The 16,120-nt window shown below is 57.1% G+C and carries 19 protein-coding genes; 9 read left to right on the top strand and 10 right to left on the bottom strand.

Translation table 11 applies throughout. From position 1 onward, the window contains the following. Positions 1 to 154: 154 nt before the first annotated feature. Positions 155 to 664, top strand: a complete 510-nt coding sequence (locus PMI23_RS07825) for a hypothetical protein (RefSeq protein WP_007919639.1) — start codon at positions 155 to 157, stop codon at positions 662 to 664. A 76-nt stretch (positions 665 to 740) separates the two neighbouring features. Here the strand turns inward: PMI23_RS07825 and PMI23_RS07820 are convergent, their stop codons facing one another. After that, a complete protein-coding gene (locus PMI23_RS07820) occupies positions 741 to 1,121 on the bottom strand; it encodes a RidA family protein (RefSeq protein ID WP_007919637.1) in 381 nt (126 codons plus the stop codon). A 99-nt stretch (positions 1,122 to 1,220) separates the two neighbouring features. Further along, entirely contained in the window at positions 1,221 to 1,832 is a 612-nt protein-coding gene (gene gstA / locus PMI23_RS07815) for a glutathione transferase GstA (RefSeq protein ID WP_007949732.1), read from the bottom strand. Between the two features lie 110 nt (positions 1,833 to 1,942). On the opposite strand from gstA, the gene PMI23_RS07810 reads away from it, so the two are divergent. Together PMI23_RS07810 and PMI23_RS07805 are read left to right on the top strand one after the other, a co-directional pair. Beyond that, a complete protein-coding gene (locus tag PMI23_RS07810; RefSeq protein ID WP_177321047.1) occupies positions 1,943 to 2,851 on the top strand; it encodes a transcriptional regulator GcvA in 909 nt (302 codons plus the stop codon). Positions 2,852 to 2,971: 120 nt separating this feature from the next. Next, positions 2,972 to 3,385: a cupin domain-containing protein gene (locus PMI23_RS07805; protein WP_007915386.1), complete on the top strand. Its 414-nt coding sequence runs from the start codon at positions 2,972 to 2,974 to the stop codon at positions 3,383 to 3,385. A 51-nt stretch (positions 3,386 to 3,436) separates the two neighbouring features. Here the strand turns inward: PMI23_RS07805 and PMI23_RS07800 are convergent, their stop codons facing one another. Further along, a complete protein-coding gene (locus PMI23_RS07800; protein ID WP_007915388.1) occupies positions 3,437 to 3,646 on the bottom strand; it encodes a hypothetical protein in 210 nt (69 codons plus the stop codon). Positions 3,647 to 3,838: 192 nt separating this feature from the next. Here PMI23_RS07800 and PMI23_RS07795 point away from each other — a divergent pair, with 192 nt between their 5' ends. Next, a complete protein-coding gene (locus tag PMI23_RS07795; RefSeq protein WP_007915390.1) occupies positions 3,839 to 4,060 on the top strand; it encodes a hypothetical protein in 222 nt (73 codons plus the stop codon). 50 nt (positions 4,061 to 4,110) lie between these two features. On the opposite strand, the gene PMI23_RS07790 is transcribed toward PMI23_RS07795, so the two are convergent. From PMI23_RS07790 to PMI23_RS07770, 5 genes are all read right to left on the bottom strand, one after another. Beyond that, positions 4,111 to 5,130, bottom strand: a complete 1,020-nt coding sequence (locus PMI23_RS07790; protein WP_007915391.1) for an XdhC family protein — start codon at positions 5,128 to 5,130, stop codon at positions 4,111 to 4,113. Positions 5,131 to 5,141: 11 nt separating this feature from the next. Next, positions 5,142 to 6,494, bottom strand: coding sequence for a c-type cytochrome (locus tag PMI23_RS07785; protein ID WP_007915392.1), 1,353 nt, complete (start codon positions 6,492 to 6,494; stop codon positions 5,142 to 5,144). A gap of 17 nt (positions 6,495 to 6,511) precedes the next feature. After that, entirely contained in the window at positions 6,512 to 8,764 is a 2,253-nt protein-coding gene (locus PMI23_RS07780; RefSeq protein ID WP_007949731.1) for a xanthine dehydrogenase family protein molybdopterin-binding subunit, read from the bottom strand. Further along, positions 8,764 to 9,219 carry a (2Fe-2S)-binding protein gene (locus PMI23_RS07775; protein WP_007915396.1) on the bottom strand — a complete coding sequence of 152 codons (456 nt, stop codon included), beginning with the start codon at positions 9,217 to 9,219 and terminating at the stop codon, positions 8,764 to 8,766. Before PMI23_RS07775 ends, PMI23_RS07780 begins: the two co-directional genes overlap by 1 nt. A 77-nt stretch (positions 9,220 to 9,296) precedes the next feature. Then, positions 9,297 to 10,229, bottom strand: coding sequence for an AraC family transcriptional regulator (locus tag PMI23_RS07770; RefSeq protein ID WP_007915400.1), 933 nt, complete (start codon positions 10,227 to 10,229; stop codon positions 9,297 to 9,299). A 230-nt stretch (positions 10,230 to 10,459) separates the two neighbouring features. Here PMI23_RS07770 and PMI23_RS07765 point away from each other — a divergent pair, with 230 nt between their 5' ends. After that, a complete protein-coding gene (locus PMI23_RS07765) occupies positions 10,460 to 11,692 on the top strand; it encodes an MFS transporter (RefSeq protein ID WP_042704918.1) in 1,233 nt (410 codons plus the stop codon). 16 nt (positions 11,693 to 11,708) lie between these two features. Here the strand turns inward: PMI23_RS07765 and PMI23_RS07760 are convergent, their stop codons facing one another. Next, positions 11,709 to 12,170 carry a hypothetical protein gene (locus tag PMI23_RS07760; RefSeq protein WP_007915403.1) on the bottom strand — a complete coding sequence of 154 codons (462 nt, stop codon included), beginning with the start codon at positions 12,168 to 12,170 and terminating at the stop codon, positions 11,709 to 11,711. Positions 12,171 to 12,388: 218 nt separating this feature from the next. On the opposite strand from PMI23_RS07760, the gene PMI23_RS07755 reads away from it, so the two are divergent. The 4 genes from PMI23_RS07755 to PMI23_RS07740 all read left to right on the top strand — a co-directional run bounded on the left by PMI23_RS07755 (position 12,389) and on the right by PMI23_RS07740 (position 15,037). Then, positions 12,389 to 12,610, top strand: a complete 222-nt coding sequence (locus PMI23_RS07755) for a hypothetical protein (protein WP_007915404.1) — start codon at positions 12,389 to 12,391, stop codon at positions 12,608 to 12,610. A 214-nt stretch (positions 12,611 to 12,824) separates the two neighbouring features. After that, positions 12,825 to 13,373 (top strand): hypothetical protein, encoded by a 549-nt coding sequence (locus PMI23_RS07750; protein WP_007915405.1) that lies wholly within the window; start codon positions 12,825 to 12,827, stop codon positions 13,371 to 13,373. Between the two features lie 54 nt (positions 13,374 to 13,427). After that, positions 13,428 to 13,823: a hypothetical protein gene (locus tag PMI23_RS29735; RefSeq protein WP_157279734.1), complete on the top strand. Its 396-nt coding sequence runs from the start codon at positions 13,428 to 13,430 to the stop codon at positions 13,821 to 13,823. A 275-nt stretch (positions 13,824 to 14,098) separates the two neighbouring features. Continuing rightward, positions 14,099 to 15,037 (top strand): hypothetical protein, encoded by a 939-nt coding sequence (locus PMI23_RS07740; RefSeq protein ID WP_007915406.1) that lies wholly within the window; start codon positions 14,099 to 14,101, stop codon positions 15,035 to 15,037. A gap of 172 nt (positions 15,038 to 15,209) precedes the next feature. On the opposite strand, the gene PMI23_RS07735 is transcribed toward PMI23_RS07740, so the two are convergent. Further along, on the bottom strand, positions 15,210 to 15,830 hold the full coding sequence (locus PMI23_RS07735; protein ID WP_007915408.1) for a tyrosine-type recombinase/integrase: 621 nt from the start codon (positions 15,828 to 15,830) through the stop codon (positions 15,210 to 15,212). Positions 15,831 to 16,120 lie beyond the last annotated feature (290 nt).

Here is a 16,120-nt window from a genome sequence, read left to right as displayed (position 1 = left end):
TGTCGGCACCTCTGTACCGATGGTCTGCAAATCGCGCTCTGCACGTTTCGCGGGTTCGCGCAACTGTCAGACCTGTCAGTTGTTGTGCAGAAGGAAGTTCGAAATAGTAATGAAATCACTCGGCGAACATTCATTACGAAAAGGACATGTTGCTATGAACGATAAAGACTATTTTGGTTATTTAGGCATCAACAAAAATAATTTGAACAGAAGGAGCCGCGCGCCGGAAATTTACTACAAAGCAGTGATTGACCCCGTCCATCCGCACCTTAGCGGGCCGGTATTTCAGGCAACCAAAGAAGGCAGAGCTTTCTACTTCGGTTCCGCCGAGACCTTTAGCCTGATCGCGCACCATAGAGAGCATGCAAACGACATTTTCGAAATAATGTCATTCGTTATCAATAACGAGCTACCCGATGGGGAACACGACATAGGGGGGCAGGGTAGTAGTGTTCAAGGGCTCATCACAATGACCCCGCATATCATCTATGCCAAGGCGGGGAAAATTAAGTTTCAGAGAAATGACGCGAACAGTTCGATAACCGCCAGTTTCCACTTCGACTTTGAGCTTGAGGATGACGGCCAAATAAAAAAATACAGCGTGAAGGAAGGAAAGTTATCGCTTGTCGCAACAGGGCCACTTGAAGCCCGGAAGCAATCCTGAAAAAGACCCGAGCCAGCCTTTAGAGGCTTGGCTCGGGTCTATGAATCGGCGGCTGATGACTTGAAAGGCGTGGAACTCAGGCCTTGGCCGCCATCGCAGTCACTTCCACACGCATGCCTTCAACCGCCAGCGACGCCACACCTACCGCCGCACGCACCGGCCATGGCTTGGCGAAGTAGCGCTTGTAAACCTCGTTGAATGCCGCGCGATCGGCCATGTCGGTCAGGTAGATGGTCAGGTGCATCACCCGGTCCATCGAGCTGCCGGCGCGTTCCAGCGCAACCTTCAGCGCTTGCAGGGTGCATTCGCTTTGCAGGGTGATGTCGCCCAGTTCCAGACTGCCGTCGGCACGGGTCGGGATCTGCGTGGACATCATGATCCCGTTGAACGTGGTGACGTCCGACGAAATCGAGTCTGCGTCCGGATCGGGGGTAAAGGTGATGTCTTGGTTAGCCATGCGGATCCCTTGTTTGAGCGAGTAAATCGCGCCAGTTTACAGATTCAGGGCTAACGGACAAATGATCAGCCGCCACCGCAGTGAAAGCGTTGAGGGCGATCAAACCGGCTGCGTCGCCGCTTCTGCCGCTATGGCTGCAACGACGCTGGGGCGGGCGGCGATGCGACGGGAGTGGGCGGCCAGCGCCGGCCAGTGCTGCAGGTCGATATCGAAGCTTGGCAGCCACGTCAACACGCTAAACAGGTAGGCATCGGCGACTCCGAATGTGCCCAGCAAATAGTCCTGATCCACCAGCCTGCGGTTCAGGTAGTCGAGGCGTTTAAACAGTTTTTGCGTAAAAATCACTTTGCTCGCTTGTGGCATTTGCGCATCGAACAGTGGTGCACAGCCACCGTGAATTTCCGTGCTGATGAAGTTCAGGTCCTCTTGCAAGCGCGTCCGCTGCCAACTGCCGAGTGTCGGCGCCAGTGCTCTTTCGGCGACCTGATCGGCGAGGAACTGCAGGATCGCCGGGCCTTCTGTCAGCACTTCGCCGTTATCCAGGAGCAACGCAGCGACGTAGCCCTTGGGGTTGATGTCGCGAAAGTCTTGTCCGTCGGCCGTGCGTTTGCTCTGATTGTTGACGCGAATCAGCTCGAAGGGCAGGCCCGATTCGCGCAACACAATGTGCGGCGCCAGCGAGCAGGTCATCGGGGCGAAATACAGTTTCATGGCACTTCCAGTGGGTGGGGAAGTGTCAGCATCCCTTGCAGGGACAGGTCTTCGCAAAGGTCATTTGCGGTGTTAGCGTATGACAAAATCTCATGAGTACCGAACTCGCCATGGTCGCCAGACTCCCCTCGCTCAACGGCTTGAAAGCGTTTGAGTGTGCCGCTCGGCATATGAGTTTCACCAAGGCTGCCGAAGAACTGAACGTCACGCAAACCGCCATCAGCCATCAGATCCGCCGTCTCGAAGAGGAGTTGGGCGTGAATCTGTTTCTGCGGCTCAAGGATGGGCTGGCCCTGACTGAAGACGGCCAGGCGTACTTGCCTGGCATTCGTACAGCGTTCCAGGAGTTGCGCTATTCGACGCAGACGTTATTGGAGTCGCGCCACAACAGCGTGTTGACCATCAATACCTTGGTGTCGGTCGCCTCCAAATGGTTGTTGCCGCGATTGCCGTCATTTCAGCAGGCGTTTCCCGCCATCGATGTGCGTATCAGCGCATCCACCGAGCTGGTCGATTTTCGTCGGGGCGGCATCGATGCCGCGATTCGTTACGGGCGTGGCGACTGGAAAGGCTTGCGCGCCGATTTCCTGATGTCCGATGAGATTTTTCCGGTGTGCAGTCCGGCGTTGCTCGACGCGTCGAAAAGCCTGAGCGCACCGGCCGATTTGCTCGAGCACACGTTGTTGCAAGTCAGTGGCATGACCGCCGGCGACTGGAACAACTGGCTCAGCGCCGCCGGTGAGTGTGCGCAACTCGCCGAGCGCCCGCGCCTGACCTTCGATCTGGCAATGATGGCCGTGCAAGCGGCGGTGCACGGGCAGGGTGTGTGCATCGGGCGTTCGACGTATGTCGACGATGACCTGCGTGCAGGCCGGCTGGTCGCGCCCTTTAATCTACGGTTGAAGGATGACTTGGGTTTCTATTTGGTAACACCCCATGAAACCGCCGATACCCGCAAGATTGCGGCGTTCAGGACTTGGCTGTTGGCGCAACGCCCCGGCGACGAGGCCTTTGTATAAGCGTGTATCAATCCCGTGCAAGGACACACGTAAACAACAAATCGAGGATTTGCGACACATCCTTTCTACATGCCGCGCCCACAGTAGAGGTCACCCAACACGACCTTTGAGAGGCACGCCATGCACCGTCCACTGTTTCTGACCACCGCAGTAATCTTCGCTTCGATGATCGGCTTCGCACACGCAGCCGACGCGCAACCCAAGAGCTGGCAGCAAGGGCTGAGCCGCACCGATCTGGTTCGCCAAGATCTCGGCGCGGCCGAGCGCGAAGTGATTCAGGCACGGGTTGATTTCGAACCGGGCGTGACCTCGCCCCGGCATGCCCATCCGGGCGTGGAAGTCGCTTATGTGATCAGCGGCACGTTCGAGTATCAACTGGAGGGCCGGGCGCCGGTCACGTTGAAGGCCGGTGATTCGCTGTTCATTCCGGAAGGCGTGGCGCATATCGCGCGCAATGTCGGTCAGGACAAAGGTTCCGAACTGGCGACTTACATCGTCAAGAAGGGTGAGCCGGTGCTGATTCTCAAACCATAAGGCACAGGTCGGGCCCTGCCGCGCTGGCAGGGCTGACGACTGATGCGGAATTTAATGCAGGGTGACCACCCGGCGGCTCTCGCCAATGCGGATTCTGTCGAGTGCGCGGTTCAAGGCATCAAGCGCATCGAGCAGCGCCTTGGCCTCGGCTTCACGTCCATCCCCCCACAGACGTTCGGCCATTTTGTTCAAGGCCTGAATAGAGCGCTCGATATCAGCTGCGGTGGCGGCCTCTTTATTGACCGGCAGTTTTTTCGGCATTCAGGGCTCCTCTGGTGACGGTTAACGGTTCAGGCCAGTTAACCCGTCAGGTGACTTTTTCGACGCCTATTGCAGCACATCTGCAAACGCTTTACTGCGACGGATGCGCGCCTCCATGACGCACGAATGATCAGTGACCGCTCGCACCTGGTCTAGAGTGGATCGATACAACGACTGAACGAGATCAGGACGATGTTTGGCAAGTATCCCGAGCAGAAGCAGAGCCGACAGGTGATGGGCGCGCTGGGGGCCGCATTCGCGACCTTGGGTGTATTTCTGCTCTTCATCGATGGTACCGGCGGCGTGCTTTTCACGGTGCTGGGCGGCGGTCTGGTGCTGTTGACTCTCTTCGCCAAGCAAAAAACCTATACCAAGGTCATGCGCGTACTGGGCTGGTTCGATGGACTGTCGTGAGTGACGGATCACTGGTTGAGTCAAGAATCGACTCGAGTCGGCGGTTTCGCTCAATCAATCGCCACAGAATCGATGGAGTGTTTGGCCTGGGCGATGCTGAGTTCACTCGGCAAGTTCGCGCCATTCTTGGCCGCAAGAATCTCGGCCATCACACTGACGGCGATTTCCGCAGGCGTCTTGCTGCCGATGTAGACGCCGATCGGTCCGTGCAGACGCTGAAGTGACGCCTCGGTTTCACCGAAATGCTCGATCAGGCGTTCACGGCGCAGTTGGCTGTTGCGCCGCGAGCCGATGGCGCCGATGTAAAACGCCGGGCTGTGGAGGGCTTCGAGCAGGGCCAGGTCGTCGAGTTTGGGGTCATGGCTCAAGGCGACGATGCAGGTGCGCAGATCGACCGCGAAGTCGCGCACCACGTCATCCGGCATGCCAACGATGCGCTCCACGCCATCAACCGCCCAGGTTTCGATGTACTCGGGACGCGGATCGCACACCGCCACTTTGAAACCGTTGAACAAGGCCATGGTGGCCAGATATTCGGCCAGCGCGCCGGCACCGATCATCAGCATCCGATAGCCCGGCCCCAAGGTGTTGAGCATCTGCGCGCCGTCGAAGCTGAATTGTTCCGGCGTCGCAGTCGGTTCGAGCGTGACCTGACCGGACTTCAGCGCCAGGCGACGGCGAACCAGTTGCCCGGCGTCCAGTTGCATCAGCAACGCGTCGAGCGACTGCCACGCCGGGTTGAACTCAAGGATCAGTTCCAGCGTGCCACCGCACGGCAAGCCAAAGCGATGCGCTTCATCGGCGCTGACGCCATAGCGCACCCCTTGCGGCGCGCTGTCGCTAAAAGCGCTGCCGCCATGGGCCGTGGTATAGCGATGGATCAGATCGTCCTCGATGCAGCCGCCGGACACACTGCCCACCACGCGACCATCGTCACGCAAAGCCATCATCGAACCGGTCGGACGTGGTGAAGAACCCCAAGTGCGCGCCACCGTGGCGAGCAATACACGCTCGCCAACGGCAAGCCAGTCCCGCGCCGTGCGCAGGACCAGCAAGTCGATGCTCTCCATCAGATTCTCCTTTAACGCATCTGCAGGATGATCGGGCTGCTGCTGGCCGGATCGGTGTGTTCACGCAACTTGCCCACCGTCTGCGCATCGACAGCGCTGGCCTGATTGCCCCAGGTGCTGCGCATGAACGTCAGCACTTCAGCGATCTGCTGATCTGACAACTGCTCGCGGAAGGCCGGCATGCGATAAGCGTCCGGTACGCCAGCCGCGACGACACGCTGCGAACCATTCAGGGTGATGTTGATCGCCGAAGCGCTCTCCTTGGCCAGTGCCGAGGTGGCGCCCGCCAGCGGCGGCATCCATTCAGGTTGCCCCTTGCCGTCCAGTCCATGGCACGAAGCGCAGCGCGCCACGTAGGTATGCGCACCGGGCGAGTCCAGACGTTGCGCTGCCGAAACCGCTTGATACTGCCACGGCGCGCCGTCCCGTTCGCGATCCCCGGGAAGCGACTTCAGGTAGTGGGCAATCGCGCTCAGATCGTCATCGCTCATGAACTGCGTGGAGTTGTTGAACGCTTCGGTCATCGAGCCGTAGACCACCGCGTGTTGGTTGCGACCGGTCTTGAGGAACTGCACGATTTCCGCCTCACTCCAGCGGCCCAGACCGGTGTTGTGGTCATCGCGCAGGCTCGGCGCGTACCAGCCATCGAGCAAGGCGCCGGCGAGGTACGGTTTACCGGTGTCATCGAGTGCCTTCTCGTTGAACGCCAGGCCGCGCGGCGTGTGGCAACTGCCGCAGTGCCCGGCGCCCTGAACGAGGTAAGCGCCACGGTTCCATTGTTCGTCCTGCGACGGTTTGGCCACGTAAGGCTCGGCGTCGACAAACACGCCGTTCCACAGTGCAATCGGCCAGCGCAGGTTCAGCGGAAACGGAATCGCACTCGGGATATTCGCCTGTTTCACCGGCGCCACGCCTTTCATGAAGAACGCATACAGCGCGCGCACATCATCGTCACTGAGCTTGGCGTAGGACGGGTAGGGCATCGCCGGATACAACCGGCGACTGTCGGGGGCCACGCCGTGACGCACCGCTCGGTCGAAGTCCGCCAAGCTGTAGTGGCCGATGCCGGTTTCCGTGTCCGGGGTGATATTGGTCGCATGGATTGAGCCCAGCGGCGTGGCCATTTCCAGGCCGCCGGCGAATGGCGCGCCGCCCGGCACGCTGTGGCAGGCCACGCAATCGCTGAGCCTGGCGACGTATTCGCCACGGGCGACCAGTGCCGGGTCGATATCGGCCACGGCGATCTGAGGGTTTTCCAGGCGCGAGACAGGCTCGCGGGTGACATACCAGGCCAGCAGGCCTGCCGCGACCAGGCACGGCACTGCCAGCCAGCCAGCGGTTCTTGCGAATCGGCTGTTATTCATGGACGCTCCGGCGCTGATCAAGTGAAGGTGTGTCGGCTCATGGGCAGGCTGCGCACCCGCTGACCGGTTAGCCTTGCCACCGCGTTAGCGACGGCGGGCGCGACCGCTGGCAACGGCGGTTCACCGATGCCACCCATTTTTTCCCCGCTCTCGACCACACGCACATGGACCCGAGCCATCCGCGCAGGCGGCAGGATCGGATACAAGTCGTAGTTACGCGCCCGGGGTTTGCCATCAATCCACACGGCTTCTTCCACCAGGGTTTGCGACAGCCCCAGCGCCACGGCGCCATTGACCTGAGCCTCGACAATCGCCGGGTTGACGATGCTGCCCGGATCAATTGCCTGCCAGATGTCGTGCACCTTGACCTGGCCGTTCTCGATGGACACCTCAGCGATCACCGCCGTCTCTGTACCGAACGGCGAAGCCATGGCCACGCCGCGCGCACGTTTGCTGCCGTCTTCGGCGGTAAACGGCCCGCGCTTCCAGCCACCTGACAGTTCACCCACCGCTTGCAGCAGCGTGGTCAAACGCTTGTTGTCACGCAGCAGATGCAGGCGCAGGTCGAACGGGTCTTTGCCGCCCTTGTCGGCCAGTTCATCGAGGAACGATTCATAGAAGAAGTCGTTCAGCGAGTTGCCTACCGAACGCCAGTAACCGAGCATCGCCGGGCCTTTGACGTAGATCTGCGCGATGCGCTTGTTGGGGATCGCATAGGACTTGCCCGACAAGCCTTCAAGCGCTGTGGGGTCAAGTTTTTCACCCTGCTTGCCGGCAAGGGCTTCGGTCGGGCCTTCTGTGGCACTGATCGCTTCGATTGCCAGCGGCCAGCCGTCGCTGTCCAGCGCCGCACGGAAATTCACTGCGGCAACCGGGCGCAGCACGTCACGCAGGAACTCTTCTTCGCGACTCCAGATCAGTTTGACCGGTCGGCCAACGGCCTTGGACAGCGCAATCGCCTGCGGATAGGGACTGGCCGAGTCGTAGAGGAAATGCCGACCGAAGAAGCCACCCAGCAGTGGCGAATGCAACGTAATGCGCGACGGATCCAGCCCGGTGCGTTTGGCGATGTCGGCGCGGAACATGTCCGGCGCCTGATTCGGCAACCAGACTTCCAGCGAACCGTCCGGATTGAATCGGGCCAGTGCCGAAGGCGGCTCCAACTGGCCGTGGTTCAGGTATTGGTTGTGGTAAGTGGCGTCGATCCGGGTCTTGGTCTCCTTGAGAATCGCAGCCACATCGCCTTGGTTTTCATCATCTTTGGCCGGGCCTTTATCTTCAGCGAGGCGCTTGAACCAGGCATCGCTGGAAAAGTCCGCGGGCATCGGCCGCACTTTGCTCTCGGCCGTTGGCTCTTGCCAGTCGACCTGAATTGCCTCGACCGCACGTTTGGCGTGCCACCAGCGCTCGGCGAGCACCGCCACGGCGCCCGGCAAACGATGCACGGAATGCACGCCTTTCATTGCCTTGACCTGCTCTTCGTTGCGCAGGCTGCCGACCGTCATGCCCAAGCGCGGGGCATGTTGAACGGCGGCATGGAGCATGTCGTCGACTTTCAGGTCGATGCTGTACAGCGCCTTGCCCGTGGATTTGTCATAGGCATCGAGACGCTTCACCGGTTTGCCGATCCAGCGGAACTGGCTCGGATCACGCAGTTGCACGGAGGCCGGATCGGGAACCGGCAGATCCATTGCGCGCTCGGCCAGATCACCGTAGGCCAACGAGCGGCCCGACTTGGCATGCACGACTTTGCCAGGCTCGGTGGTCAATTCACTCACCGGCACGCCAAGTTGCTGCGCACCCGCCTGCAACAACATGGCGCGGGCGAGGGCGCCGAGGCGGCGCATGACCGGGTAACTCATGCGCACCGACATGCTGCCGCCGGTGATGCGCATGCCGTTTTCCAACACCACATAGGCTTCGCCGGGCGGTGCGGCTTCGACCAGGAAGGTTGTCGGGTCGGCATCCAGCTCTTCACCGACGATTTGCGCCATCGCCGTGAACGTACCTTGTCCGCCCTCCATGAACGGGCAGAGCAGACGCACGCGGTTGTCCGGACGGATTTCGAGAAACGCCGGCACTTGCGTGCCGCGCTCGGCCGTTGCCGCTGCAACGGCAGCTTGCACGCGCGTTGTACCGAGCGGCAGACCGAAACCGAGGACCAGTGCGCCGACGGCGGTACCGGTCAGAAAACGCCTGCGCGAAACATTGATCGGTTCGTGCAGATCCAGCACCGAGGCTTGCTGTGAAGGGTCGATACGTACGTTCATCACGCGTCTCCCTTGCCGGCCAGCTCATGCACGGCGGCATGAATGGCGTTGTAAGTGCCGCAGCGGCACAGGTTGACCATCGCCGCTTCGATCTGCGCATCACTTGGTTTGGGGTTTTGTTTGAGCAGCGCGGTGGCGGCCATCACCTGACCGGACTGGCAGTAGCCACACTGAGCAACCTGCAGATCGACCCAGGTCGCGACCACCCGTTTGCCCACGTCATCGCTTTCGATCGCCTCAATGGTGGTGACCTCGCGGCCGACCACACCCGCCACCGGCGTGACGCACGAGCGCACCACATTGCCGTCCACCAGCACCGAACAGGCGCCGCATTGCGCCAATCCGCAGCCGTATTTGGTGCCGGTCATGCCCAAATCATCGCGGATCACCCACAGCAAGGGCGTATCGGCGTCGGCATCGACCTGATAGGTCTTCTGGTTGATTCGTAGTTCCATGGTTCACCCGCTGATCATCGGTTGACTTGCATTGTTATGAGCGGTGACACGCGGCGAGGCGTATCAGCGTTTTTCGTTCAATTCGCTACTGTGCCGAGGGCTTCTGCTTCGAATGGCTGCCCACGCAAAAGGGCAATGTCACGACTCGGCGCGGTGCCGAACAGCCGGGCATATTCGCGGCTGAACTGCGACGGACTTTCATAGCCGACCGCAAACGCCGCCCGCGAAACGTCGAGACGCTCGACCAACATCAGCCGCCGCGCTTCGTTGAGGCGCAGCCATTTCTGGTACTGCAGCGGACTCATGCCAGTGAGCTGTCGGAAATGGTGGTGAAAGGTCGGCGCACTCATCTGCACCCGCGCGGCCAGATCGTCGATGCGCAGAGCATCGGTGTAGTTGACCTTCAGCCAGTCAATCGCTTTGGCGATGCGATAACCCTGACCATCGACGGCCGTGATCTGCCGCAGCCGTGCGCCTTGGTCGGTGTGCAGCAGCCGATAGTGGATTTCGCGCAGAATCAGCGGCGCCAGCACCGGGATCGCCTCGGGTTCATCGAGCAATGCCAGCAGCCGATCGAGTGCGCCCTCCAGCGCAGACGACAAGCTGCCAATCGCGGCGCCCGTGCCCGTTGCTGGCTGCCGCTTGGCCGGCAAGCCGCTCTTGGTGATGACCTCGGCGAGCATGCTGACATCCAGTTTCAGCACGAGGCCGACACAAGGCTGTTCGGGGCTGGCGAGCATCACTTCGGAGTTGGCGGGCAAGTCCAGCGACGTCACCAGAAACCGTGACGGGTCATAGCTGTAGCCTTCACCGCCGACCCACAAGCGCTTTTCGCCGCGCCCCACCAGAATCAGGCTCGGTTCGATCATGCACACCACGGGCGGCGCCGGTTGGTCGCGACGAAACAACGACAAGCCGGGGATGGCCGTGGCGAAGTCACCCGGTGCGCTCACGCGCGGGTCAATGTGCAATGCCAAAGGCGATTCCTGGGGCAGAGGGGTAGGGATCATGTCGGGTCACTCCTGTTGACCGAACTCTAATCCGCGCGCGAGACGTTTCCTATCCATCACCCTGCATCGCCAGAGGATCAGGCAAGCATTCAAGAGGAATGCGCTAGGGAAGGGCCGGATTGACCGGGAGAATGTGTCTATCTGTTACAGGGGCAGTGTCCGGAAGCGACGACAAACTGCTTGCCCCTGCGCATCACATCCACAGGTTTTTCGCACCACAGGTAGTTCTCATGACGTTTCCATCTACAGATCCATCTAAAAGAACAGGCGGCTGGAGCGCTGTGCTGGCCATGTCGTTGGCCGCATTCGCCTTGGTCGCTTCAGAATTCATGCCGGTCAGCCTGCTGACGCCGATTGCGGCCGACCTGCACATCACCGAAGGCCAGGCCGGGCAGGGCATTTCCGTGTCCGGTGCCTTTGCCTTGATCACCAGTCTGTTGATTGCCTCGGTCGCTGCTCGCGTCGAACGCAAGAAATTGTTGCTGGGCCTGACCTTGCTGATGATCGTCTCCGGTACGGTCGTCGCGGTCGCGCCGGGTTACCCGTCATTCATGTTTGGACGTGCGCTGATCGGGATAGCGATTGGTGGTTTCTGGTCACTGTCGGCGGCGACTGCAATACGTCTGGTCAAGCCTGAACAGGTTTCGCGAGCGCTGGCCATCGTCAATGGCGGTAACGCCTTGGCCACGGTCATCGCCGCTCCGGCGGGAAGCTTTCTCGGCTCGCTGATCGGCTGGCGCGGCGCGTTCTTCTGTGTGGTTCCGGTCGCAGTGCTGGCCGCCGTGTGGCTGCTGATAAGCCTGCCGTCGTTCAAGGCCGAGCGCCAAGCCGGTAGCGGCAACGTTCTGCGCCTGATGAAGCAGCCGCCAGTAGCCTTGGGCATGGTCGCCGTCAGCGTATTTTTCATGGGCCAGTTCATGCTGTTCACCTACCTGCGGCCCTTTCTTGAGGGTGTGACTGGCGTCAGTGTCTCAACCTTGTCCTTGATGCTGCTGGGGTTGGGACTGGCCGGTTTTATCGGCACCTTTCTGATCGAACGGTTTATGGGCCGTGGCCTCTACCGCACGTTGACCGTCATCCCGCTGATCATGGCGGCCATCGCGCTGGCGTTGGTCAGCTTCGGCAAGTCCCCGCTGCTGACCGCCGTGTTGCTCGGCCTCTGGGGACTGGTTGCCACCGCCGCGCCGGTCGGCTGGTGGACATGGCTGGCGCAGACGCTTCCGGATGACGCGGAAGCCGGAGGCGGTTTGCTTGTTGCCATTGTGCAACTGGCGATCGCCGGAGGCGCGATCATTGGCGGTCTGGCTTTTGACCTGAGCGGATACAAAGCCACATTCGAGCTCAGTGCGGCGGTGCTGGTCGCCGCGTCTGTGCTTGCCTGGCTGGCGGGGCGGAATGCCACTGAAGTTCATCTTGTTGAGTCGGCCGCTGTTTCCGGCGATCCGGAGTCCCGATTTGTCTGATCGAGCAGGAGGCTGCTCAATGCACCAATGACGGTTGGGTCGCGACCGAGACCGTGAAGACCACGACAAACAGCACGACCAATCCCCAGAACATCACCATGATCGTCAGCAGAAAAACCTTAAGGCCTTGATAAAGCCTGCGCAGCCAATGGCCTTCGGGTTTTGCGTCTGCGCGGGTTCTGAGTACGCCTTTCAAATAAAAGCCGAGCAGCGCAAGCAGTGCGCCATCTATTGCCAGCGCAGGCAGGCCGGCCAGGGGGAAAATGCTTTCCCAGCGATAGAAAGAAGACCGGCTCAGAAAGACCACATAACAAGTCAGGCTGCCGTAGGGCAGGGCTCGCCACCATTTTCCCGCCAGCGCCCCGACCATCAGGCACATGATCACCATGAACGGGCTGAGGAGAATATGGAGCATCCACTCCAGTACGTTGGGCAAGTAGTCCGGGGAATGGATGTTGCGCCAGAGGTGTTCCAACATTGTTTGGGTTCCTTCCTTCTAGGGAGTCAGTGCTGCTGCGGTGCTTCCGTGCTGCTGGACGGTATCGGCGTGTTTTTGGGTTACATAAGGGGTGTTGGGTGAATTGGCGGCTTTAGGGAGCGCGGACTACGCCGGAGCATGCCCGGGCGGTGGAGGGTTTCCAGTTTTTGCGCTATTGCTATAGGACCGGCATGGAGCCGGGATCAAGGAGTGATCTGATGAACGATTATCGAAAGTTGACCCAGGCGGAACTGTCTGTCGCCCTAAAAATGCCTGAGAGCGAGGTTGCGCGTTATGTCGCCGACAATGAGCCCATGGCTGATGGTTCTGGCCACTGGGTGTTCTTTTCTCTCTCAGCGCCCAAAAGCCTTCTCTCTCGCCTAAGGGTTGACGATGGTCACCGGCTGGCGCTTGGCAAGTCGTGGACAATTGCGCCCTGACAACACGGTTGCTTCACTTCGGAGCGATCCGGGCCAATACGTTCCGATCGCTTCTCCTTAGTCGAATTATGGGTCAACAGTTTGGTGATGGTTGGCGTGCGGCAATTTTCGGCCAGAAGCGGCCGGTCGATCCCTCAAATGAAAGATCTGGCGTGATAGTGGGTTCGGGGATATTGTTTGCGCGTCCGGTAGGTCGCCGGCATAAGGAGAGGTTATGGAGAATCTAACAAGGAATCAGCATTTTATCTCTCAGTCCGAGCAACGTAGCAATTGCATCGACGAGAGCAGACCAAAGGATAAGCAACGAATCTACAAGTTTGAAATTGTAGATCGAGAAAATAGCATTGTCCGCCTGACTAATGCAGAGGGCGTTAGAGTTAAGAAGAATCTCTCTTTTGATGATCTTTTTAGTTTTGATGTAAAGAACTCATCTCTAAGAAAAAATCTAGAGGATTTCTTTCAGATATTTGAAGCGGATCTAGCTCCAGCCGCTGACCTTCTTATTTCAGAGTCAAAGGTCAACTCCGAAGGTGATGTTTTGAGGGGCGCCGCTGAAAAAGTCTTCAAATCAAAGTTTATGGGGTGGATAAGAAACCCATATTCTATTGCTCGAACAATTGATATGTTTAAGGGGGTTGCGGGGTTGTACCCAACTGATCCTATTTTGCTAGCCGATTTCTGTGACATTCGCACGGGAATAAAGCCTCACTTAGCTGCTGTTTGCGCAGAGTTTGGGGTGACGAGTGATCAGTATTTCCAGTGACTAGAGATTATTTTTCTGGCGTTAATGATCCCTCCTGGTGGCACGAAAAGTATTTTGGAATCGTCCGTCGAGAAGATTATTGAGTCAGAAGGTCACATGGGCCATGTCATAGTAGCGACTTTTGATGACATTGCTGGCTGCCGAGTTGCCATACCTGATACAGGTTATCTTCAAGGAACTAATGATCCCAATCACAATATGTTTCTTTTTAACTTGAGTCGGAGTGCGTTTGCTTCATTCAATGTCGTCAACTTGTCGAAGCAGACCCTTGTGCAGGTCCCGACACAGATGAGGGAACAAGTAAAGTCGTTCAATATGAAATTCTCGGCACAGCATCATCATAATGTTATGAACCTACTTGAGAGGTTTAACTTGCTTGCCGCGTATCAAGCCCGCTCTCATATTTTTTGTGCCGACCCGCAGGTCTTTGGAATTACCACTATTCAATGAGTGCTATTGCTTTGCTCTAAGTCGGATTGAGCCGATTAGCGCCCGCTTCTGGCCGGAAGCGGATGCTCAGGAGCAGCAGTTAGCGGCCATGAGCGGTCACATCATCATTGATCTTTAACGACTCCTATAAAGCTCTATGTTAAAAGTTTTTAGCCCTCCCCGTGACATGTTTCCGATTGCCGACTCTCATCACTGCTGATAGGCTTATTTTTGTGATAACGACAAGAGCTGTTGGCTTTGTCTAAATCTATTTGGCTTCCAAGCGAGGGATCGTAATGCCTATCGACGTAAATGCAAAAAGAATTGATAGTCCAACGTACAAATTAATTATGTATTTAAATAAATATGAGCCGGATCTTCTGGAGGATGAAGAGATTCAATTTCTTTTTAAAAATTTAAAAACGCACTTTAAAAAACTATTCTACACAATTTCCTATATCGATAAAATCCAGAAAAATAGTGATTTTATGGATGTTCATGATCAGTCTGGAATTGTCAGTGTAAGCGCGGTTGAGTATTGCTACTATAAAATTAGCACAATTTTTGACATTGCTTATCAAGTGGCGGATAAATTGATATTTCCCAAGAAGAAAGGGGGGAATAAGTACGAATACTTGGAAAGCAGATTTGAGGCGTATGCAAAAAACCTTATTGCGTTGCAGATTGGGTGGTATAAAAGTCTTAACAATATTAGAAATAGAATAGTTCATGGCGGGATTACGGTTAATCCTTTTTACGTGAACAATGAGCGTGTGAAAAGTAGAATTTGTTTTCAGGCTTACAATTTTGATCTGGACGATTTGATTGAAGTTGATTTCATGTATTCCAATGGGTGTAATAATAACATCAACTTCGCCGATAACTATTTTACCTTCCATACGCATCTTCTATACTCGTATCTCACCGATTTTTTTGAGTTCGTTCTGATTGAGCTGAGTAAGAACAAGGGTCATGACGTAGAGGACTTGAGCCTCAATGATCTGCCTTTCGATTTTTTTGAAAGAGATCAGAAAACGTGGTTGCTCTCGGAAGTGGATGCATTTGTTGACATCACTAAGAAAATGATAGCTCTGCATTTAACTTGTGGGGATGTAGATCGTATTGATGAAGTAAGTTCAGAAGATGTTAGCCAGCGCTTCCAGAAGTTCCCATTCACTATGATGAATAAAATTGGTGAAGGTGATTGGGTCTTGGTGGAGAAGGAGGGCGAATAATAAGAATTTACTGTCGGTGATTGTGGTATCGATATGCAAGCTGTTAGTTTTTGAATTCTAACCATTATCTGGTTTTTGTAGAGCAGTTCGCGTTGGACCGATGTTCGCCATCCAACAGCGGCAGTTCTGGGTCGGTTAGCGACGGTCTGACTTAGACCGCCGCTATGCATGATCAAACCTCGGTCTGTTCTGCCATCTCCAGAGCGTCATCGACCTCAATCCCTAAGTATCGAACGGTGCTCTCCAGCTTCGTATGGCCGAGCAGCAGTTGAACCGCCCGTAGGTTCTTCGTCCTGCGATAGATTAGTGATGCCTTCGTACGTCTCATCGTATGAGTGCCATACATGGCTGGATCACGGCCAACGGCCGTCACCCAGCCTTTGACGATACGAGCGTACTGCCGAGTGGATAGATGGTCTGAGGTATGCAGTCGGCTAGGGAAAAGGTAGTCCTCGCTGCGTAGCTGGACCTGATGTAACCAAGCCGCGACAGCGGACCGTGTTTGTTCGGTAATCTCGAATTGGACTGGCCGGTGCGTTTTCTGCTGTATCACCATTGCTCGTGAGGACACCTGTTCGCCATGGGCAACGTCGCGCACACGGAGCTTGGTTAAGTCGCAGGCTCGAAGCTTGCTGTCTATGGCCAGATCGAAGAGAGCCAGGTCACGGGTTCTCTCTCCTATTTGAAGCCTTACTCGGATAGCCCAGATATCTCTCAGTCGGAGCGGGGCTTTCTGCCCGACCAATTTTCCTTTGTTCCAAGGCTGACGCCTGCAGGTTGCAATGGTGTTCATGGCAAATCCTCCGCGTGTGGGAGGACAAGGATGGTTAGCCAGAGCAACGGTCTCTAAAGGCCAAAAGCGGACATATGCAAGCCACCGCTCGTGGCCATAAGCAGGCATTTACTTACCGCTTCGCAAGCAACAGTTGTGGCTTGGAGGTGATTAGAAAACTGGGGGGTAATTCGTAAAGATAGTAAGGCTAGCAGCCGTTGCATCTAATAAGAGATTCATGACGAAACCTTGCCCCCCCTCCCGATTGACGGCAAATAGTCGCACTCATATATTGCTAGTACGCACAAAGT

Origin of the sequence: Pseudomonas sp. GM24 (assembly GCF_000282235.1) — a bacterium.
GTDB lineage: Bacteria > Pseudomonadota > Gammaproteobacteria > Pseudomonadales > Pseudomonadaceae > Aquipseudomonas.
The sequence above is the reverse complement of the archived record's forward strand: the minus strand, read 5'-3'. Positions and strand labels throughout refer to the sequence as shown.